18 protein-coding genes and 4 pseudogenes are annotated in these 20,845 nt (G+C 61.4%); 11 read left to right on the top strand and 11 right to left on the bottom strand.

All coding sequences use genetic code 11. The features are described from left to right. Window positions 1-163: 163 nt before the first annotated feature. Window positions 164-868, top strand: coding sequence for an alpha/beta fold hydrolase (locus Q7J44_RS19655; RefSeq protein WP_304882819.1), 705 nt, complete (start codon window positions 164-166; stop codon window positions 866-868). Window positions 869-926: 58 nt separating this feature from the next. Here Q7J44_RS19655 and Q7J44_RS19650 read toward each other — a convergent pair whose 3' ends face one another. Then, complete coding sequence (locus tag Q7J44_RS19650) at window positions 927-2,573, bottom strand: glycoside hydrolase family 3 protein (RefSeq protein WP_304882818.1); 1,647 nt, start codon at window positions 2,571-2,573, stop codon at window positions 927-929. A gap of 325 nt (window positions 2,574-2,898) precedes the next feature. Between Q7J44_RS19650 and Q7J44_RS19645 the strand changes: the two genes are divergently transcribed. The 4 genes from Q7J44_RS19645 (at window position 2,899) to Q7J44_RS19630 (ending at window position 7,110) form a co-directional block, all read left to right on the top strand. After that, the gene (locus Q7J44_RS19645; RefSeq protein WP_304882817.1) at window positions 2,899-4,134 is read left to right on the top strand and encodes an ABC transporter substrate-binding protein; all 1,236 of its coding nucleotides are present in this window, start codon (window positions 2,899-2,901) and stop codon (window positions 4,132-4,134) included. 72 nt (window positions 4,135-4,206) lie between these two features. Further along, on the top strand, window positions 4,207-5,100 hold the full coding sequence (locus tag Q7J44_RS19640; RefSeq protein ID WP_118150072.1) for a carbohydrate ABC transporter permease: 894 nt from the start codon (window positions 4,207-4,209) through the stop codon (window positions 5,098-5,100). Then, window positions 5,093-6,019, top strand: coding sequence for a carbohydrate ABC transporter permease (locus Q7J44_RS19635; protein ID WP_304882816.1), 927 nt, complete (start codon window positions 5,093-5,095; stop codon window positions 6,017-6,019). Before Q7J44_RS19640 ends, Q7J44_RS19635 begins: the two co-directional genes overlap by 8 nt. A gap of 5 nt (window positions 6,020-6,024) precedes the next feature. After that, window positions 6,025-7,110 (top strand): ABC transporter ATP-binding protein, encoded by a 1,086-nt coding sequence (locus Q7J44_RS19630; protein WP_118150074.1) that lies wholly within the window; start codon window positions 6,025-6,027, stop codon window positions 7,108-7,110. 137 nt (window positions 7,111-7,247) lie between these two features. Here Q7J44_RS19630 and Q7J44_RS19625 read toward each other — a convergent pair whose 3' ends face one another. From Q7J44_RS19625 to Q7J44_RS19600, 6 genes and pseudogenes are all read right to left on the bottom strand, one after another. Beyond that, entirely contained in the window at window positions 7,248-7,772 is a 525-nt protein-coding gene (locus Q7J44_RS19625) for an AbrB family transcriptional regulator (RefSeq protein WP_304882815.1), read from the bottom strand. A 34-nt stretch (window positions 7,773-7,806) separates the two neighbouring features. Next, a pseudogene (locus Q7J44_RS23360) lies at window positions 7,807-8,532 on the bottom strand (AIR synthase related protein); the annotation flags it as partial. Further along, a complete protein-coding gene (locus tag Q7J44_RS19615) occupies window positions 8,529-9,083 on the bottom strand; it encodes an MSMEG_0567/Sll0786 family nitrogen starvation N-acetyltransferase (protein ID WP_118150094.1) in 555 nt (184 codons plus the stop codon). The pseudogene Q7J44_RS23360 and the gene Q7J44_RS19615, both read right to left, overlap by 4 nt. After that, window positions 9,080-10,183, bottom strand: coding sequence for an MSMEG_0568 family radical SAM protein (locus tag Q7J44_RS19610; RefSeq protein ID WP_304882814.1), 1,104 nt, complete (start codon window positions 10,181-10,183; stop codon window positions 9,080-9,082). The genes Q7J44_RS19615 and Q7J44_RS19610 overlap by 4 nt, the downstream gene beginning before the upstream one ends. Then, window positions 10,176-11,147, bottom strand: coding sequence for a Nit6803 family nitrilase (locus tag Q7J44_RS19605; RefSeq protein WP_304882813.1), 972 nt, complete (start codon window positions 11,145-11,147; stop codon window positions 10,176-10,178). Before Q7J44_RS19605 ends, Q7J44_RS19610 begins: the two co-directional genes overlap by 8 nt. Window positions 11,148-11,201: 54 nt before the next feature. Then, the gene (locus Q7J44_RS19600; RefSeq protein WP_304882812.1) at window positions 11,202-11,684 is read right to left on the bottom strand and encodes an MSMEG_0572/Sll0783 family nitrogen starvation response protein; all 483 of its coding nucleotides are present in this window, start codon (window positions 11,682-11,684) and stop codon (window positions 11,202-11,204) included. A gap of 259 nt (window positions 11,685-11,943) precedes the next feature. Here Q7J44_RS19600 and Q7J44_RS19595 point away from each other — a divergent pair, with 259 nt between their 5' ends. The 4 genes and pseudogenes from Q7J44_RS19595 to Q7J44_RS19580 all read left to right on the top strand — a co-directional run bounded on the left by Q7J44_RS19595 (window position 11,944) and on the right by Q7J44_RS19580 (window position 15,662). Further along, window positions 11,944-13,317, top strand: coding sequence for a PLP-dependent aminotransferase family protein (locus tag Q7J44_RS19595; protein WP_304882811.1), 1,374 nt, complete (start codon window positions 11,944-11,946; stop codon window positions 13,315-13,317). Between the two features lie 192 nt (window positions 13,318-13,509). Further along, window positions 13,510-13,964 (top strand): annotated as a pseudogene (locus tag Q7J44_RS19590) (IS5 family transposase); the annotation flags it as partial. 88 nt (window positions 13,965-14,052) lie between these two features. Further along, window positions 14,053-15,075 (top strand): annotated as a pseudogene (locus tag Q7J44_RS19585) (IS110 family transposase). A gap of 191 nt (window positions 15,076-15,266) precedes the next feature. Next, on the top strand, window positions 15,267-15,662 hold the full coding sequence (locus tag Q7J44_RS19580) for an IS5 family transposase (protein ID WP_304882820.1): 396 nt from the start codon (window positions 15,267-15,269) through the stop codon (window positions 15,660-15,662). Window positions 15,663-15,719: 57 nt separating this feature from the next. On the opposite strand, the gene arsH is transcribed toward Q7J44_RS19580, so the two are convergent. From arsH to Q7J44_RS19565, 3 genes are read right to left on the bottom strand one after another with little or no spacing between them, the layout of a single operon-like run. Next, window positions 15,720-16,436, bottom strand: a complete 717-nt coding sequence (gene arsH / locus Q7J44_RS19575) for an arsenical resistance protein ArsH (RefSeq protein WP_304882810.1) — start codon at window positions 16,434-16,436, stop codon at window positions 15,720-15,722. Continuing rightward, the gene (gene arsB / locus Q7J44_RS19570; RefSeq protein ID WP_304882809.1) at window positions 16,433-17,452 is read right to left on the bottom strand and encodes an ACR3 family arsenite efflux transporter; all 1,020 of its coding nucleotides are present in this window, start codon (window positions 17,450-17,452) and stop codon (window positions 16,433-16,435) included. Before arsB ends, arsH begins: the two co-directional genes overlap by 4 nt. Next, a complete protein-coding gene (locus Q7J44_RS19565; RefSeq protein ID WP_304882808.1) occupies window positions 17,449-17,769 on the bottom strand; it encodes a helix-turn-helix transcriptional regulator in 321 nt (106 codons plus the stop codon). The genes arsB and Q7J44_RS19565 overlap by 4 nt, the downstream gene beginning before the upstream one ends. 143 nt (window positions 17,770-17,912) lie before the next feature. Here Q7J44_RS19565 and Q7J44_RS19560 point away from each other — a divergent pair, with 143 nt between their 5' ends. Continuing rightward, entirely contained in the window at window positions 17,913-18,134 is a 222-nt protein-coding gene (locus tag Q7J44_RS19560; RefSeq protein WP_304882807.1) for a hypothetical protein, read from the top strand. Between the two features lie 550 nt (window positions 18,135-18,684). Continuing rightward, window positions 18,685-18,999, top strand: a pseudogene (locus tag Q7J44_RS19555) (integrase core domain-containing protein); the annotation flags it as partial. Window positions 19,000-19,107: 108 nt separating this feature from the next. Here the strand turns inward: Q7J44_RS19555 and Q7J44_RS19550 are convergent. Further along, window positions 19,108-20,760 (bottom strand): metallophosphoesterase, encoded by a 1,653-nt coding sequence (locus Q7J44_RS19550; RefSeq protein WP_304882806.1) that lies wholly within the window; start codon window positions 20,758-20,760, stop codon window positions 19,108-19,110. Window positions 20,761-20,845 lie beyond the last annotated feature (85 nt).

Genomic DNA, 20,845 nt, shown 5'->3' with positions numbered 1-20,845 from the left:
TGCAGACCGAAGGTCAGGCGCTGTTGAAAGAAGGCATCGCAGAAAGCGCAGGTGATATTGATGTTGTCATGGTCACCGGCTTTGGGTTTCCACGTCACAAAGGTGGGCCGATGTACATGGCGGCAAAGGGTCAGACCGACCTGACACAAAGGAGATATTCCGAATGACAACCCTGGTGGCCGTTCCCGGCATCATGTCTGATCACCGCACCTGGCAGGGCGTGATTGCCGCCATGACGCATCAATTTCAGTCTGTTCATGTCGCTGATACCGCCAGTGACGAAGCGCTTGCGGCGATGGCTGCGCGGGCCTTGGGCGCGACCGAGGGCGATCTTGTCATCATGGCGCACTCGATGGGCGGCCGCGTCGCGATGGAAATGGGACGGCAGGCCCCCGGTCGTATCCGTGCCATGGTGCTCAGCAGTACCGCTGCCGAACCCGCCGGGCCGGGCGAGTCGGAAAAGCGCTACGCCCGCATCGCCGAAGCAAACGCCGGAATGGCGGCCTACGCCCGCCATTGGGCGCCAAAGGTGGTGTCAAAGGCGGGCGCCGAGAACGTCGGCCTGCTCAGCGCCATCCGTCAGATGGTTGAAGACTGCCCGCCCGAGGTTCACGCCCGCCAGAACCTTGCGCTGCTGCACCGCCCCGATGCGCTGGCCTATCTGCCGCAGTTCACATTTCCGACGCTTCTGATCACTGGCTCTGAAGATCATCTGTCAACCGAAGCGGTTCATGCCGAAATTGCCCGCGCCTTGCCCGATGCTGAATCGCAGATCGTGCCGGGCGGCGGCCATCTGCTGACCTTTGAAAAACCAGCCGAGGTTGCGCAGGTGATTGACGACTGGCTGATGCGCCGGCAACTTAGTTAACGCACAATCCCCCGGCTCCGGCGGGCCAAACGTCGGGACCGGGGAGGGGGGATGGTCCTCAGCCCATCCCACCCGTCACATCTGCCGGACTGATCCCGGCAAAACCGATCCGCCCACAGAGCGCCGCGACCACCGCTTGCTGCATCGGCTTTATGGGCGAATATGCGTTCACAAAGGTCGGACAATCCGGCATGTGACAGGGTAAAAACGGTGTGCCGAGCGAGACATAGACCGTCGGCAGATAATGCCACAACCGCTCCATACTGGCCGGAAACGCGCCGTGCAGCCGCTCCCATTGCGGGCCGAGATGTTCTTTGCCCGACAACCCTTCTTCGGCCATCAGATACAGGCCGACATCATGCGCCGACGCGTCAATCGCGGCACCGGGCTGCAAACGTGTGATGACAAATCCCTCTGCTTCCAGCAGCGCTGCGATCTCCAGATCGGGCAGGGGGGAAGACGGGCTGCGCCGCCCGGTTGCCTCTGCCAGCAGTATGCGCCGGTGCCGCCGAGGATCAAGCGGTAACAGTTGCTGTCGGTCGCGCAGCAAAGTCACTGCCCCCTGAACCACCTCCTGCGTCCATTTCCGGTGTTCGTCTGTCCCCAGCAACTCTGCCCGCCGCTCCGGTCCGGGCAGGCCCGCATCGCGATGCAGACCCAGCGACGCTTTCAGCGCCAGAATGCGCAGCACCGCTTCATCCAGCCGCCGCGGGCTCAGCAATTCGCTTTTCAGCCCGGCCGCCAGATGCGCCAGATCCTCGTCAATGTTCAGCGGAAACAGCAGGATATCGCAGCCAGCTTCGATACATTGCGGCACGATCTGGCTGCGCGGCCCTTGGGACCGAAACCCGTTCATCAGAGTCGCATCCGACACGATTGCCCCGTTATACCCCAACCCGTCGCGCAAAAGCCCCTGCAACAGCGGCGCGCTCTGCGAGGCGGGCAGACCGGATGGGTCATGCGCAGGTAGTCGGATATGCCCCGCCATGATCACCCGCACATCGCGCGCAATCGCGGCTCTGAAGATCCGGCCAAAGCTGTTGTGCCACGCGGGCATCTCCATGGGATTGGTGGTTGTTACAAAATGCTGGTCGCGGTCATCCAGTCCGTCGCCGGGAAAATGCTTGACACAGGCCGCCATGCCATTGGCGTGCATCCCATCAATATAGGCCGACATAAAGGCGATCGTCTTATCGCAATCGGCCGAAAAGCTGCGCGTGTTGACCACGTTTGACCGCGGGTTCAGCGGCAGATCGGCAACCGGCGTCCATGACAGATGGAAGCCCAGATACCCCGCCTCCCGTGCGGCGAGCGCGCCCATCCGCAAGGCGTTTTGCGGGTCGGATGTTGCCGCGACGGTCATCTGGTTGGGAAAGAGGGTTCCCGCCTTGACGCTCGCCTTCTCCGACAGTTCGAGGTCTGCGGTCAGCAGCGGTGGAACAAGCGCACCCTCGGTCAGGATTTGTGCCGATCCGCGCAGTTCATCTTCGGAAAAGCTGGGAAAACGGTGAACCCCGCCAAAGCCGCGCTGCGCCAGCTGCCGGGTCGCATCCTCAGAAAGATCGCGGCACATCGGTATCAGGATCTGGCACAGCTTTGCCGGCTCATCCAGCCGCGCAAAGGTCTCCTTCACCCAGTTCAGGGCTTGTGCATCCAGATGAAACGGGGCGCCGCGAAGCTGATCATCTGACAAGGCGTAGCTCATTCTGTCCCTTTCCCGTCTGCAGGTTCGAAGGATTGATCTGACGGTGAATCGCCAATGGGCGGAATCAATACAATGATCCATCGCAGAGCATCACATTCCCAGATGTGTATCCAGACACATGATTGCAGATGCCAGGAGAACTATCTAAATGTTGGCGCTAACGTGAGTTTTTATCACATAGTTTCAAATCATTAAACAATTTGTCCTGACTGGCCTAACCTTGACTACATTGACTGGAAGGTTTGACCTGATCACTTTCGATCAATCATCAAGCAATGATTGATCAAGATCACATACGAATGACCGTCCAACACGGAGAGACGACATGCACAAAGTTTGCCCGATGCTGCTGGGACTGGCGATGGCCGCTGGTCCTTTTCACGCCGCCCAAGCTGCCGATCTGGAGGTTACGCATTGGTGGACCGCAGGTGCCGAAGCTGCGGCAATCCGCGTGATTGCGGAGGCGTTTGAGAAGACTGGCCACAACTGGATTGACGGGGCCATCGCCGGGGCGGGCGGCGTCGCCCGTCCACTGATTTCCAGCCGTATCACCGGCGGCGATCCGATGGGGGCCACACAATTCACGCATTCCAACGCAATGAATGAGTTGATTGAGGCAGGCTATATCCGCGATGTGACGGCATTGGCTGATGCAGGTGGCTGGCGTGAAGTGATTTTCCCGCCCTTGCTGCTCGACAGCTGCACCTTTGAGGGCAAGCTCTACTGTGTGCCGTCCAACATCCATTCGCAGCAATGGCTGTGGCTGAATACCAGCGTCTTTCTCGACAATGGGCTCGCGGTTCCCACCAACTGGCCAGAGTTTGTCGCCGCCGCGCCGAAACTGCGCGAGTTGGGGATCGTGCCGCTGGCACAGGGCCGTCAGGCCTGGCAGCAACAGGTCACCTTCAACGTGCTGATGGTCGGTCTGGGTGGCCCGGAAACCTATCTGCGGGTTTACCGCGATCATGACGCCGAGTTTGCCGCAGGACCGGAGGTTGCCGAAGTCTTTGCCGCCGCGGTTCATGCCCGCGACATGATGGTCGGCTCGAATGTGCAGGAATGGAACCTCGCTGCGCGCATGGTCACCGACGGCGCTGCCGCAGGGCAGATCATGGGCGACTGGGTTCAGGGGGAATTCGAACAGGCGGGCAAGGTGATCGGCACCGACATCGCCTGCCTGCCCGGTCTGGGCGTGCATGAATACATCACCGCCACCGGCGATGCCTTCTTCTTCCCCGTCAGCTCTGATGCCGGCACTGTTGAGGCGCAAGACGCGCTGGCCAATGTGTTGCTCTCACCCGAAGTGCAGGTCGAGTTCAATCGTGCCAAGGGAGCGCTGCCGGTCCGGTCTGACGTGGACATTTCCGGCGTCTCGCCCTGCATGAAGCGCGGACTTGAAATCCTCAGTTCCGGCAATGTGATCGAAAGCGTCAATACGCTCGTCTCACCGGACACGCTGGGGCGGGTTACTGATCTGGTGGTCGAATTCTTCAGCGACACCAGCTTCACGCCCGAAGAAGCGCAAGAAGAGTTCGCCAAAATCATCGCGACCGCTGACTGAACCCGTGTGACACGAAGCGGGGCCGCATATTGCAGCCCCGTTCTCCCAGCCTTTTGAACAGGGAAACATTCCATGGCCCACACCGTAAGGCCGTCACGGCTATTGAAGAACCTGAATGCCAAGATCGCCGCCGTGCCAATGATGCTGACAGCCGTGGTTGTCTTCTTTGGCTTCACGCTCTGGACAGTGATCTTTTCCTTCACCAATTCCCGCATGTTGCCCCGGTCGGAATGGGTGGGCTTTGAGCAGTACGAACGGCTCTGGTCCACGCGCCGCTGGCTGGTTTCCATCGAGAATCTGGCGATCTACGGCTTCCTGATGCTGGTGCTTTCCCTTGTGCTGGGATTTCTGCTTGCCGCCCTCCTCGATCAGCGTATCCGGTTCGAAGACGGCTTCCGCACGATCTTTCTTTATCCCTACGCGGTCAGCTTCATCGTCACCGGACTGGTCTGGCAGTGGCTTCTGGACCCGGAATACGGGCTGCAAAAGGCGGTGCGCAGCCTTGGCTTCACCAGCTTTACCCTCGATCCGCTTTATGATCCCAACCTTGTCATCTACGGCGTGCTGATCGCCGGACTCTGGCATGGCAGCGGGCTGGTCATGTGCCTGATGCTCGCCGGTCTGCGTGGCATCGACGAAGACGTGTGGAAGGCCAGCCGGGTTGATGGGATCCCCGCATGGAAAACCTATCTCTTCATCGTCATCCCGATGATGCGCCCGGTTCTGGTCACAACCCTTGTGTTGGTTACCGCAGGCATCATCAAGCTGTATGATCTGATCATCGCCCAGACCGGCGGCGGCCCCGGCATCGCGTCCGAAGTACCTGCCAAGTTCGTATTCGACGCCATGTTCGTCTCACAAAATCTGGCGCAGGGCTTTGCGGCATCAACCATGATGCTGGTCGCCGTGATCTTTGTGATCATCCCATGGGCCTATCTGGAATTCGGGGGCAAGAAAAATGGCTGACGCAACCTTCACCCACACCACACCTCGCCGAATCTGGCCCGCCGACGCGGCTGGTCCCCGACCCCGCAAGCGGTTTTCGCAGCGCAATATCATCATCTACAGCCTGCTGGCCGTGCTGGCGCTGTATTATCTGCTGCCGCTCTATGTGATGATGGTGACCTCTCTCAAGGGGATGCCCGAAATCGCATTGGGCAACATCTTTGCCCCGCCAACCGAGATCACGTTTGAGCCATGGGTCAAGGCATGGTCCACCGTCTGCACCGGGCTGAACTGTGACGGCCTGTCGCGCGGCTTCTGGAACTCGGTGAAGATCACCGTGCCGTCGGTGTTCTTTTCCATCGCCATCGCCTCGGTCAATGGCTACGCCCTGTCGCTCTGGCGCTTCAAGGGGGCCAATGTGTTCTTCACCATCCTGATCATCGGGGCCTTTATCCCCTATCAGGTGATGATCTACCCGATGGTGATCCTGCTGCGGGAAATCGGCATTTACGGCGATCTGTCCGGGCTGGTGCTGGTGCATACCATCTTTGGCATGCCGATCCTGACCCTGCTGTTCCGCAACTACTTTTCCTCGGTGCCCGAGGAGTTGTTCAAGGCTGCGCGCGTCGATGGCGCAGGGTTCTGGGCAATCTATTTCCGCATCATGCTGCCGATGGCGCTGCCCATTCTGGTGGTTGCTGTCATCCTGCAAATCACCGCGATCTGGAACGATTTCCTGTTCGGGGTGATCTTCAGCCGGCCCACCAACTACCCCATGACAGTGCAGCTGAACAACATCGTCAACTCGGTGCAGGGGGTCAAGGAATACAACGTCAACATGGCGGCCACCCTGCTTTCGGCGCTGGTGCCTCTGACCATCTATCTCATCTCTGGCAAGCTCTTCGTGCGCGGGATCGCCGCTGGCGCGGTGAAAGGTTGATAAACATGCAATCCAACGTCTCCATCAAGAACCTCCGGCTTGAGTATGGCCCTGTTGCCGTACTCAAGGATCTGGATCTCGACATCGGCAAGGGCGAATTCCTGGTGCTGCTCGGTTCGTCCGGCTGCGGTAAGTCCACCTTGCTGAACTGTATCGCCGGACTGCTGGAACCGACCGATGGCAGTATCTTCATCAATGGTCAGAACGTGACATGGGCCGAACCGTCCGAGCGTGGCATCGGCATGGTGTTCCAGTCTTACGCGCTTTATCCGCAGATGACGGTGGAGGGGAACCTGACCTTTGGCCTGCGCAATGCCAAGGTGCCAAAGGATGAAATCAAGCGCCGCGTCGCCAAGGCGTCCGATATGCTTCAGATCCAGCCGCTCTTGTCCCGCAAACCGGCTGCGCTTTCGGGAGGCCAGCGTCAGCGGGTCGCTATCGGCCGCGCTCTGGTGCGCGATGTCGATGTGTTCCTGTTTGATGAGCCCCTTTCCAACCTTGATGCCAAACTGCGCGCCGAACTCCGGGTCGAAATCAAGCGTCTGCACCAGCGTCTTGGCAATACCATGATCTATGTGACACATGATCAGGTGGAAGCGATGACTCTGGCCGATCGCATTGCGATCATGCGGGGCGGTGTGGTGCTGCAACTGGCCGCGCCAAAGGAAATCTACAACCGCCCCGCCCATAAATATGTCGCCGATTTCATCGGATCGCCCGCGATGAACTTCCTTGACGCGGTGATTGATCCGCGTGAGCCGCTAATTGCGCGGGCAGGCGATCTGGCGATCCCGCTGGAACATTATGATTTTGAACGCCACGGTCACACCGGCCCGGTCTGGTTCGGCATCCGCCCGGAAAACCTCGCGACCGGCGATGCCGCAAACAGCGCCCCGGTTCAGGTCGATCTGATTGCCGAACTTGTCGAACCGATGGGGGCAGAAACCCTGGTCTGGAGCACGCTTTTCGGCACGCCATTCAAGCTGCGGATGGACGGGCAGGCCCGGATCGAGGCAGGCGATGTTGTGCGGGTCGGTCTTGACCCCAAGTTGGCCTCGATCTTCGACAAGTCCGATGAGCTTCGGGTATAATAAGGGCGCGGCGATGCAGTGTCGCCGCACCTGACCGTGATCTTGGTCGGTCCTGCTCCGCCGGTTTTACCGGAACAGGTTTGCCCGCGGCGTCCAGCGCGACGAAGGTGAAATGGTCGGGCGTTCCTTTGGCACTGTCAGGCATTCCGGCGCGCCTCTGACCGGGCGATCAGGTGCACGATCCATGGAAGGTTCGGAATGAACAGAAAGATGCGAACCAGTTGAATTGCGGTGACAAGCGCAACCTCGGTTCCGAGAAACTTGGCGGTCAATGCCATCTCTGTCACCCCACCGGGGGCAGAGCCCAGCACCAGCGCCTCCCAGTCGTAGCCTCCCAGATAAGCCATGGTGAGGGCGGCACCGGAAATGAGCATCAGAAGTGTCAGAGCGGCGAGTGACGTGGCCAGAATGTGCCCGTTGCCAGAGGTGAACAACTCGCGCCGAAAGGTGCTGCCCAGCCATGTGCCAAGCGCAATCTGGGCCAAAGCCATGACCAGGGGCGGAAGAGAAGGCAAAGTCACGCCAATGGCCGCGACGGCTGCCGACGCCGCCAACGGGCCAAGGAAAAAGGGATTGGCCAGCCGAAGCAGGCGAAACAGCAGCGCGCCCCCGATGGCAAGCGCCCCCAATGTCAGATGGCCGAGGCTGAAGCCCTGGGGCATCCCGGTGGCGCTGCGGTCGGGTATCCACACCGGGCGGCATCGGCAGCCGGTCCAGATCAATTTCGAACCCGCAGCCAGAGCATTCGCCCAGCATCAGACTGGTCCTGGCAATTCCGCCCTGACTGATATCCTTGCCCGCCCGCACCAACCCCGACTCGGCGAGTTCCGGCAGCAAGGCCAGATCACCGCGCAATCGGCTTGCCGGCGCATCAGTAGCGGCGAACCAGTTGTCAAACCGGGGCCGCCACGCGCCGCGTAGGTCCACCGCTGCAATCAGCATGTCATCCGGCCGCGCGGCAAAGCTGGAGATCAGCGCCCGCGCCCGGCCTGTCACCGCGACCGACAGGTTCAGTGATGGCGCGCGCAAGTTGGTGTGCCCGCCGACAATCGGCACCCCATAAGCCTTTGACGCGGCGAACAACCCCTCCAGCACCGGCGCCGCACTGGCCGCATCGGGGGCCCAGATCATATCGGTGATCGCAGTGGCCTGCCCGCCCATTGCGGCAATATCCGACAGGTTCACCATCACGCCGCACCAGCCTGCAAACCACGGATCATCGGCAACAAAGGCCGGAATGAACGCCTCGGCGGCAAACAGATCCCAGCCACCTTCGGGCCGGGGCAAGGCTGCGGCATCATCGCCGGGCTGGCCGGTGCTGTTCCCGCTCAGCCCCAGCGCGCGGGTCGCCCCGGCAATATCCAGCTTGCCCAGAATCGAGGGATGCGCCGCCAGTTCAGCAGCAATCGCATCGACGGTCATGCGCCGCCCTCCACCGGGCCGGGGGCAGTGATCCGCCACCCGGCGGCGGGGTCTTCGATGGGGGTGTAATGCGCAAGACTTGCCAGCATATGCGCATGCGGGCGGCCATGCAGGTCAACCTCTGCCTCCACCGCCCAATGCAGACGGCGGAACAGCACTACATTCTGCCGCTGCACATGGGCGTGAAATTCCACCGCCCCGCGCGCCCGCGCCGTGCCGACCGCCAGCCGGATCAGCTCTGACCCCAGCTTGCCAACCCGCCGCCATTCCGGCGCAACCGCCAGCCGTGAGCCCCACCAGATGCCGGGGGCCGCCTCATGTATCCGAACCGTCCCCACCACCCGTGGCCCGCCTGCCGCGTCTTCGGCAATGGCGACCAGTGGCAGGGCGATCTCGTCAATCGCGTCACGGTCATGGCCCGCAAACACGGCTTGTTCCTGCACGAACACCCGTTCGCGCAAGGCGGCCGCCCCCGCCTGCATCCGCGGCTCCCCTGCCGCGCAGATCAGGTAGCTTTGCAGAAAGTCGGCCTGAGGCGTCAGATGTGTCATGCCACCCTCAGCTTTTCATAGGTGGACAGCGCCGAGCAGGCCCCGCATTTGCCGCACCCGGCCTTGATATCGCTGGCCTGCATCCCGCCTGTCACCGTCATCTGCGACAGGGGTTGCAGGATCGAGGCCATAAAGGCTGAGGTCGGCGCCGGGTGGCTTTCCAGTGGCGTGCCCGAAATTGGCACAAAGGGCACGACAAACGGGTAAACCCCCATCGCCACCAACTTTTCCGACATCGCCAGAATGGCCTCTGCCGTGTCGCCCAGACCCGCAAGGATATAGGTGGAAACCTGCCCGCGCCCGAACACCTTTACCGCCGCGTCAAAGCTGCTGAAGTATTTCTCCAGCGGCACTGATGCCTTGCCCGGCATGATCCGCGCCCGCACCTCTGGCGTCACCGCCTCCAGATGCATTCCCAGCGTATCTACCCCTGCATCGAACATGCGCTGATGCCAGATGTCATCCTCGGGTGGTTCACACTGCGCCTGTATCGGCAGGGCAACCGCTGCCTTGATCGCGCGCGCAGAGTCGGCCAGCACCTGTGCGCCCCGGTCGCTGCCTTTTGGCGTGCCGGTGGTCAGCACCATATGCCTGATCCCGTCCAACTCCACCGCCGCCTTTGCCACCTCGGCCAGTTGCGCCGGGGTCTTGTGGGCAATGGTCCGCCCGGCAGCAAGGCTTTGTCCGATGGAACAGAACTGACAGGTCTTCTTGCGGGACTCGTAGCGGATGCAGGTCTGCAGCACCGTGGTCGCCAGCACATCGCGGCCATGCAGCACCGCGATCTTGGAATAGGGAACCCCATCCGCCGTGGTCAGATCATAGAACCGGGGCCGACCGGGAAAGCGGATGCGCCCGACCTCCGTGCCTTCGCGCAGCACCCGCGCCTCGCCCTTGGTGCCGTCCGGCGCATCAATCACATAAGGGCTCTGGAATGCGGGCGCGGTATGGACCGGCACCATCACCGTCTGCCCCGCCAGCGTCACCGCCTTGTGGTCCGACGGTCCGGCACCGCCCCTGCGACTTTCGTGCCCGGCCGAAGGGTCCACCAGCCGCGCGCCCTTGGTCTGCAACTCGTTGATCAGATCCGCGTCAAGCATCTGTCGGCTCCTCAATGTCCATCGGTTCATTGGCCCATTCCTCACGCGGCAGGGCAGGGCGGGTGTCGTGCAGCAGCCGCAACAACTCGGGCCGCGCATAATGCCCCACGCTGTCCATCATCCGCTTGCGCTTGGTGATCAGCTTCATGTCCAGATCGGCGATCAGAATGCCCTCACCGCTGGTCAGCGGCGGCACTGCATGCCGCCCCTCGGGCGTGATGATGCAGGTCATGCAGCCATCGCGCAGACCCTTTTGCAGCTTGGGGTCCGGGTGGATGCTGGCGATCTGCTCTTCGCTCAGCCAGCCGGTCGCGTTGACCACGAAACACCCCGCTTCCAGCGCGTGATGCCGCATTGTCACTTCGATCTGTTCGCCAAAGATTGGCCCGACAAGGCTGCCTGGAAAATGCGCCGCATGGATTTCCTCATGCTGCGCCATCAGCGCATAGCGGGCGAGGGGGTTGTAATGCTCCCAGCAGGCCAGCGCGCCGACGCGGCCCACGGCGGTTTCCACCACCTTCAGCCCGGCACCATCGCCCTGACCCCAGACCATCCGCTCGTGATAGGTCGGGGTGATCTTGCGCCGTTTCAGTGCCAGCGACCCGTCGGCATCGAAAATCAGCTGGGTGTTGTAGAGCGACCCATGATCGCGCTCGTTCACCCCCAGCACCACCACCACGCCACGCTTGCGCGCCGCCTCGGCCACGGCGTGGGTCTCGGGTGATGGCACGACCACGGCCTCTCCATACAGCCGCAGATGCTCCGGTCCCTGTAGGACCGGGGGCAGCACGAAACTGAAATAGGGGTAATAGGGCACAAAGGTTTCGGGAAAGACGATGAATTCCGCGCCCTTGCCGGCCGCATCGGCAATCGCGTTCAGCACCTTTTCCATGGTGCCCGCGCGCGAGATCAGGTCGGGTGCGATCTGCACCGCAGCGGCGCGGATGACGGGCTTGGGGGGCATGGTGTTCTCCATTTGGCAAAGATTGGCCCGCCCAGCGGGGCGGGCCGCACGGGCTCACACCGTCCAGGTGTCGATGATCACGGCGTTGGCTTTCTTGTGCAGCAACACACAGTCCAGCACGTCCTGCGGCATGATCGGGGTGATTCCGGGGATCAGCGACGGCTCGCCCGCGCCGTACAGCGCCTGCAGCGCGAACCGGCAGGCATAGACCTTGCCACCCTCGGCCATGAATCGTTCGAGATTCTTGTTGAAGTTCTGGTGTCCCGGAAGCGCCTCGTCGCCAATCTTGGGGAAACCGCGCTGCACCCCCAGCAAGACGCCGGGGCCATAGAGCAGGATCGAGGTTTCATACCCCTTTTTGTTCAGGCGGATGGCGTTCAGGATGTTGACCAGCCCGATCGAGCCCTCAAATGCCATGGTGTGAAAGGTCACAAGCGCCTTTTCTCCCGGCTCGGCCTTCACATCCTCGAATACTTTGCTTTCATAATCGACGAAGTAATCGCCGGGCTTGTGGGCTGCTTTGGTGACTGTGGGCATCTGCCTCTCCTGTTCTCCGTTGGGATAAGAACAGGGTGCAGGGATCATTTATGCGATCAATATCTGAATCAATTATACATACAATAAAGATTGGGATTGCGAAAATCGCCGAATTCATAGGCTGAAATTGATCGCTTCTGGATAGGGAACTGGCAGTTGATGATCGGAAGTGGCGCAGGCTGGCAGAATCGCCTTGCTATTTGACACTCCGGCGATGATGCATACAAAGACAGACAATGTGAAACTGCCGGAGCACAGCATGAAAACCTGGGTCCCCACCCTCGGCACCAATGGCAAGCCGCGTTATCTGGAAATCGCCGACGCGATTGAGCGCGACGCGAACAGCGGTGTTTTGTCATCCGGCGACAGGCTGCCGCCGCAGAGACGTCTTGCCGAAGTTCTTGGGCTGGATTTCACCACGATCAGCCGCGCCTATACCGAAGCCCAGGCGCGTGGTCTGGTCGAAAGCCATGTTGGTCGCGGCACGTTTGTCCGCGCCCGGCCCGTTGCCACTGGCCCGACCGCTGATCCGCGGCGTGCGCGTGAGCAGGATCTGTCGATGAACCTGCCTCCGGAACCGAACGATCCGGCGCTGCTGGCCGCGATGCGCGCAGGCCTGGAAACCGTGGCTGTCAATCTGGTGCCGCTCTTGCGGTATCAATCGACCATAGGATCCGAAATGGACCGTGCAGCGGCGCTGTCGTGGCTGTCGATGCGGGGCATGGTTCCCAATCTGGACCGCATTGTGGTTACCCCCGGCGCGCATGCGACCATGGTGGCCGTACTCACCATTCTCGCCTCGCCCGGCGATACCATTCTGTGCGAGGCGATCACCTATCCCGGTTTGCGGTCCATCGCGGCGCGGGCGGGTCTGACCTTGATTGGTCTGCCCGTTGATGCCTCCGGCATTTTGCCCGATGCGCTGTCGGCTGCAATTCTCAAGCACCAGCCAAAGGCGCTCTATCTGAATCCCACGCTACACAACCCGACTACGCTAACGATACCAGCCGCGCGGCGCATGGAAATTGCCGACATACTTCAGCGCCACCGCCTGCCTCTGATCGAGGATGATGCCTATGGATTTGTGCAGCCAAATGCCCCCGCGCCGTTTGCAACGCTGGTCCCTGCGTTGACATGGCATATTGGCGGGCTTGCAAAATGCATCGGGGCCGGCTTGCGCCTTGCCTTTACCATCGCGCCTGACAGTCGTTCCTCTTACCAGTTGGCACAGTCGTTGCGGGTCGCCAATGTCATGGCCTCGCCTTTGTCGATGGCCCTTGTGACACGTTGGATCGAGGATGGCACCGCCGACCGCATCTGCCGCTTTATCCGTGCCGAGAGCGCGGCCCGGCAGGATATGGCAGAGAAGGTGCTGCATGGCTTTCAGTTTGATGCTGACAGGCACGCCTTTAGTATCTGGCTCAAGTTGCCCGCCGGCGTCAGCCGTGCCGAGTTGATGGGGCGGATGAACGGGCATGGGATCGGTCTGATGCCCTCGGACGCCTTTACCGTTCTTGGCGCGCCTGATGAGCACGTGCGCATCTGCCTTGGCGGATCAATCACCCGCGAAGGGCTGCGCAACGGTCTGTCACTCCTCGCCAACGGTTTGAATGGCGAAACCTGGCTCGGCTGACGAAAGCGGGTGGTTTGTCCGGAGTTGCTCGGCAAGGCGTCGCTATCGCAACGGTCGTTCTGGACAAAATGCTGTAACATCGCCTTTGCACCATCCTGCCAAGGTGGATAAGCGCTCATCGAGGCAGTTAGGGTCAGGACCCATTGATCTTGCGGACGCGGCCTGCTTCAAGCTCCGCAAGGAGACTGGATCATGAGCAACCTTTTCTGGCTGACCGACGCGCAGATGGACCGGCTTCGGCCGTTTTTTTACAAGAGCCATGGCAAGCCGCGGGTGGATGATCGGCGTGTTTTGAGCGGCATAATCTTCATCAATCGCAATGGGTTGCGGTGGTGCGATGCACCGAAGGAATCCGGGCCGCAGAAGACCCTCTACAACCGTTGGAAGCGGTGGAGCGACAAAGGTGTCTTCGCCCGAATGATGGATGGCCTGGTTACCGAAGCCGTCGTTCCGAAGACGGTGATGATCGCCGCGACCTATCTCAAGGCGCACCGCACGGCGAGCAGCCTGCGGTCGAAAAAGGGGGGCCGGGCGGCCAAAGGGGCTGTCTGATTGGTCGAACCAAGGGTGGCATGAACACGAAACTACATGCCGTCACCGACGCCGAAGGTCGTCCGATCCGGTTCTTCATGACGGCAGGCCAAGTCAGATGGAGTGGTCGCCGCACTCCCTAGACGGCATCGCAATGTGCCAAGGTCGTGGTGTTCAACGCCACGCGCAGAGGAGGACGGCGAGATGAAGAATATGATGATCGGGGTCGATCTGGCAAAGGCAGTTTTCCAAGTTCATGGCGCCCTTCCAACAGGGGAGGTCCAGTTCCGCAAGAAGCTGTCGCGGAAGCAATTCCCCGCGTTCATGGCGCAGCAAGAGTCCAGCATGGTGATTTTCGAGGCGTGCGGCAGCGCACATTTTTGGGCCCGTGAGATGGAAGCTCTTGGGCACGAAGTAAAGCTGATCGCACCACAATACGTGCGCCCCTTTGTGAAGCGGCAGAAAAATGATGCGGCCGATGCTGAGGCGATTGTCATCGCGGCACGCCAGCCTGAGATGCGTTTCGTGGAACCCAAAACAGTCGATCAGTAGTCTTGCGCGGCGGTCTTCCGCGTCCGGGAACGCCTGGTGCATCAGCGGACCGCCGATGTGAACGCACTACGGGCTCTGCTGTATGAGCACGGCTATGTGTTTCCTGTCGGCATGTCCCACCTCAATCGTATGACGGCGCTTGTGCAGGATGAGACTGTCGACTTGCACACGCTGATCCGGGAAGAGTGCTTGGATCTACTCGCGCAGATTGCAGAGAAAACTGCGTGTATCATTGAACGCACCACGAAGCTCAAGACGCTGGCCGCCGAGTCAGACAGAGCCCGTCGGCTACAGACGATGCCGGGGGTTGGACCGCTGACGGCCGTTGCAGTCGAAGCGTTCGGTCCCGACATGGCGGAATTCAAGACTGGGCGCAACTTTGCGGCCTGGTTGGGTCTTGTGCCTCGGCAACATTCTTCTGGAGGCAAGGAGCGTCTTGGTCGCATGACCAAGGCTGGTCAGGCCGATATTCGACGCCTGTTGATCATCGGTGCAATGTCGCGACTGAACTGGCTCGGACAGCGAACCATTGTGGAGGGTAGCTGGCTGTCATGTATGCGCAAACCCAAGATGCTCGTCGCGATCACACTGGCCAATAAGATGGCCCGCCAGATCTGGGCGATGCTGACAAAGAACAGAGATGACAGAGATCCGGCGATAGCGGTCGTGGCATGATGCTTATGTCGAACCGCTAGTGCCGGTGCCGAGGGGAGAGTGAGAATACGACGACCTGAATGGGCAAAATGATCGAACAGATCTGGATTGGGAAGACCAGTTAGTCGCTACGAGCATTGAGCTCGAAAGTCAGATTTGGACCCAATCTGCTGATCACCATCCCGGCCCGCGGCTTCTGGAAACGCCGCATTATGAAGGCCTCACAGAAGTTCGCGCTCGATTACACGCCAATACGGTCGAAAATTTCTTGCACTACGGGCGGCAACCACAGAAGCGACTATACGGGTGCGGCCGCCCTGCTGGGCAGCCTGCCAAAGGCGGAATGGGTGCTGGCCGACCGGGGTTATGACGCCGACTGGTTCAGGGAAGCGTTGAAAGACAAGGGGATAAAACCATGCATCCCAGGTCGGAAGTCGCGCGGGAAACCCATCAAGCACGACAAGCGCCGCTACAAGCGCCGCAACAGGATCGAGATCATGTTCGGTCGCTTGAAAGACTGGCGCAGGGTCGCCACCCGCTACGACAGGTGCCCCAAGGTCTTCCTTTCGGCCGTCGCCCTCGCCGCAACCGTCATGTTCTGGCTATGACGCGAGAACGTGTCCTGACCCTAAGGGATTTTTCACAATTTTCCTCGTCCCGACCTGTCAGGTTGCCGCTGACAGAGTCACCCGTTTCATCAGCGCCTCTGCGGTTTCCTTGCGTTCTGAATATCGGTCGGTCAGATAGGCAGATGTGTCGCGGGTCAGCAGGGTGAATTTCATCAGCTCTTCCATCACATCCACGATCCGGTCGTAGAGCGGTGAGGGGCGCATGCGGCCTGCCTCGTCAAATTCCTGAAACGCCTTGGGAATCGAGGATTGGTTAGGGATGGTGATCATCCGCATCCAGCGCCCCAGAATCCGCATCTGGTTCACCGCGTTGAAGCTTTGCGATCCGCCCGAAACCTGCATCACCGCCAGCGTCTTGCCCTGCGTCGGGCGAACCGCGCCATCGGACAGCGGAATCCAGTCCACTTGCGTTTTCATCAGCCCGGTCATCGCGCCGTGACGTTCGGGCGAGGACCAGACCATGCCCTCGGACCACGTCACCGACTTGCGCAATTCGCGCACCTTGGGGTGCGTGGCGTCCACGCCGTCATCCACCAGCGGCAGGCCGGAGGGGTCAAAGAACCGCACCTCGGCCCCCAGACGGGTGAGGATGCGCCCGGCCTCTTCGCCCGACAACCTGCTGAAGCTGCGCGGGCGCAGCGAGCCATACAGGATCAGGATGCGCGGCGCGTGGGTCTTGCGCGCGGGCGCGCGCAGGGCGGCGTGGTCGATGCCAGGCAGCAGCGCATCGGGGATATTGGGCGTGTCGGTCATGAGGGGAACCTGTGGCGGGTGCGGTTGGCGAAGGCGACGAGCGACAGCATCACCGGCACTTCGACCAGCACACCCACGACGGTTACCAGGGCGGCACCAGAATTCAGCCCGAACAGACCGATGGCCACGGCGACCGCCAGTTCAAAGAAGTTCGAGGTGCCAATCAATGCGCAAGGCGCGGCGATCTTGTGCGGCAATCGCCACAGATAGGCCCAGCCATACCCCAGTGCGAAAATACCATAGGACTGGAGGATGATCGGCACGGCGAGCAGCGCGATCAGCCCCGGCTGCGCCAGAATGACCGGGCCCTGAAAGCCAAACAGCAGCACGACCGTAAGCAGCAACCCCATCACCGAGGCAGGCTTGATCCGGGCGGTGAACGCCGCCACCGACGCCAGCCCCCCCTGCCGGATCAGGGCCGCGCGTGTCAGCGCCCCGGCCAGCAGCGGGATCACCACATAAAGCACCGTCGACAGGATCAGCGTTTCCCACGGCACGGCGATATCGGTGACGCCCAAGAGAAAGGCCACAATGGGTGCAAAGGCCACCACCATGATCAGGTCGTTCAGGCTGACCTGCACCAGCGTGTAGTTCGGATCACCCTTGGTCATCTGCGACCAGACGAACACCATCGCCGTGCAGGGCGCGGCCCCCAGCAGGATCAGCCCCGCGATGTATTCCGAGGCTTTGCTGCCATCAATCAGCCCTGCGAACAGATGCTGAAAGAACAGCACCCCGAGGGCGGCCATGGTGAACGGCTTGATCAGCCAGTTGATCACCAGTGTGATGATCAGCCCCTTTGGCCGCTGCCCGACCGATTTGAGCGACCCAAGATCGACCGCCACCATCATCGGATAGACCATCGCCCAGATCAGCACCGCAACGATCAGGTTGACCGAGGCATATTCCAGACTGGCCAGCGTGGCAAAGACACCGGGCATCAGGGCACCCAGCGCCAGCCCGGCAAGGATGCACAGCGCGACCCAGAGGGTCAGATAGCGTTCAAACAGGCTCATGGCGCGGCGTTCCGTTCGGGGATGCAGCAGGCATCTGTGGCAGGGAATTGCAGCGATGCTGCAAAGTCGGCGAGCAGAGACAGCGCCTTTGGGTTCAGAGCATAGCACACGCGCGGGCCGTCGATTTCGCCAGTGATCACACCCGCCGCCTTGAGGATGCGCAGGTGCTCGGACACCGTGGATTGCGCAAGGCCCACCGCCTCGACAATCGTTCCGCCGATACAGCCGGGCGTAGCCAGCAGCAGACGCAGAATGCGGATCCGCGCCGGATGGGCCAAAGCCTTGGCGAGGGCAGCAAGCGTTTCATCGTCAGACATCGTGGCCCCGGATCGCAAAAGAACGTTTGTTCGAATATCGTCGATTTACGATTTGATGACAGCATCCGCAAGAGCCGATCTGCACCCGGGGTCAAGATGTTGACCACGGAAAGGTTTGCGCCTTACGAAGCCAAAGAAAATGCATGCTGACGCGGCGGGATGCGATGCTGATGGGCGCTGCGGTTTGCGCGGCACCAGTGCTGCGCGCGCAGACGACTGCCCCCTTCCGCTTTGCGCTGACCCCGGCCTTTCTGGACAATGACGCCGCCGTGATCTCGTCGCTGCGGGATGCACTGATGGCGGTGATGGGGCAGGATATCGAACTGATGCGGGGCGGATCTGTTATCCCTGTTGCGCGCGCATGAAATCGTGGTGCCACCGCTGCGCCGCATTTTCCGCCCCGGGGCCTGAGCTTTCCTTCGCTTGCCACCCTCGATCGACGTTCTGCGTCCGGATCTTGGGTCGAAACAGCTGACGCCATTGTTGAGTGCGGGGCTGGTTTCCCGCAGGGTGATCCCGGCGCAGAAGTGTCCAGCAGGGTGTAGGTCAGTGCGACCCTGTTGCCTTCGGCATCAACGCACTCGGCACCGACGAAAATCGTCCGCGTGGCTGGAGATCAACAAGGAAAAGGGAAATCACGCCTGAATCGTGAGTTCTGTAAAAACGCCCCGGCCATTGCCCGGCAGCGGTTTGCCTGCAAACCGCGAGAGGGGCCGCGTTGGTCGTCCGATGCGCCAGAGCGGCATCCAGGTCATCCGCGGCCGGAAGTTCAGACGCACCACCTGCGTGCATCGAAACCCTTCGGTCCGACCTCCCGGCAACCATCGAGCGGAAAAAACCGCCGGGCCGCAACACCATCTGTTCCAGCCCGATGCGCTTCGACACCTCGCCTTTGTCCTCAGACCAATGGCCGACCAAGTCGAGCGAATGAACCGCACGATCAAGGACGCGACAGTAAAGCGCTTCCATTACGACAGCCACGATCAGCTGCGCACGCACCTTGCCGACGTCCCCGCGGCCTACAACTTCGCCCGCAGGCTCAAGACGCTGAACAGCCTCACGCCCTGCGAATACATCTGCAAAATCTGGCCATCAGAGCGGGATCGATTCATCCTTGACCCGATCCACCAGATGCCGGGACTGAACAACCAGGACACTTTGACCCTGTTTGAAGCGGCGCGATCCGGAAGGCGACAGCATCGTGTGCGGCTATGTGCGCGTCTTTTTTGACTATAAATACAGGGGGGGGTGGACGCAGCCTTGGTTCCTGCGTGTCCTCTTGTCCTGATCTCTTTCTTTGGAAACCAGAAGACTTCAGATCATGGCTTCCGTCACTATTCAGTATTCGTGGGGCTCAGGCGGCTGGGGCGGCACCGGGGCAGGATCGGCGCGCATTTTGGCGAACATATCCATCAGGATGGCCAGACGGGCCTGCAGGCAGGTCGGATCGGGCCAGCGTTTTGCATCGAAACCGGCGGTCAGCGCGGCATATGCAGCCAGCCTGTCAGCGGAAACGAAGTCCTTGGCCAAGGGCCCTGCGCTGCGGGCGGCATACCAGTCGGTCAGCAGGTCCAGCACGGGAACGCCTGGGGTGCCGGTTGGCAGGTCAGGGTCCGTGGCAAAGGCAGGCCGGGCCTGCTGTGCCAGTGCCAGAAGATCGCCCGAACTGCGGCCTTGCAGAAAGCTGCGCAGGTCTTCGGGCCAGTCGCGGGGCAAGAAGCGGTGCAGCACCAGTTCGCGGATGTGAAGATACAGAAACTCCGGGTAGCTGGTGGCAGACAGCCAATCCGACGGCCCGGCTTTTGCGCCGTACCAGGGGAAGAAGGCGTCAAAACCGGCGCAGTCAATCATCCGGGTCGTGGCGTTAACGCTGTTCTGCGTCGCCGAAACCAGCAGAAACGCCGGCGGAAAGGCGACGGGGGACGGCACGGCGATATTGGTCAGTGCCGCCCCTTCCGCCGTGGCGTGCGAAGTGCCGGAAAAATGCAGGTGCCCCGAGAAATGGGTGCCGATACCGGTTGCCGCGATGCGCGCACTGGTGGCGGGCGCAGGGTTTCGTTTGGCATAGGAGGTGGCACCGAACAGCGCACGCTCGCCGTCCAGCGTGCCGCGCAGCACATCGACCACCGGATAGTGCGAAAAGCAGATCAGGGTCTTGTTGCCAGCGGCGGCACGGCGGGCAACATCGGCCATCCAGTCCAGCAGGAAAGGTTTCAGCCGGATCAGGGCGTTCCACCCGGCGTTGGTGCTGTCCTCGAACGCATCCTCGCTGGTGTTGTCCGGTCGGCCGTTGCGCGGCTCGAACACATTGGCATCAATCGACAGCAGCCACAGGCCAGGTTCGGGTTCGACCAGATAAGAGGCGTCGATCTGGCGGTGCAGCGTGCTGCCGTCCGGCGAGGTCATGTCAAAGACGCGGGCGGCGGCGGCATCATCCGGGCCGAACGGGCTTTCCCAATGCAGGTCGCGCGGATCGCGCATCAGACCATGGCTGCGCCATTGCTCGATCAGGCCACCATAGCCCTGACAGGCCATGCGCGGATCGTAGACGATGGCGGGATCGCCGCTGTGCTGCGCATCGGGCTGGCTGCTGACGGTCACACAGCCACCTTGGGCGGTCAGAAAATCCTTGGCATGGTGTCGCCCGCTCATGCCGTAAGCGTCATGATTGCCGGGGGTGAGGAAAAACCGCATGCCATGGCGCGCGCTGTACCCGGCCAGCAGCGCGAGTGCCGCCTGCATGCTGGGAGCCTGCCCGTCATCAGTCAGATCGCCGGGGATGATCACGGTGCGGATGCCTTGGGCGGCGCAGTGATCCAGCACGGCGGGCAGGACAAGCGCACTTTCGTTGAAGATGCGGGTCGACTCCGCGCTGTCCTGACGCGGGCGCAGGCAGGCCCCTGAACGGCCCTGAAACGTGACGCCGTCCACGGCGTAGCCGGGGAACAGGGCGTGATGATGGGGGTCGGCCATGACGGCAAAACGGTGCATGGATCAGGGTTTCTTCGGTTGGGGGTGCAGGCGGGTGTCGCCAAGGGCGCCGATGCCATCGAGGATCGGATAGGCCACCGAGATC

This window comes from Pseudotabrizicola sp. (genome assembly GCF_030656345.1).
Taxonomy (GTDB): Bacteria; Pseudomonadota; Alphaproteobacteria; order Rhodobacterales; family Rhodobacteraceae; genus Pseudotabrizicola.
Note: the sequence above shows the minus strand (reverse complement) of the source record. Positions and strands in the feature narration are given on the sequence as shown.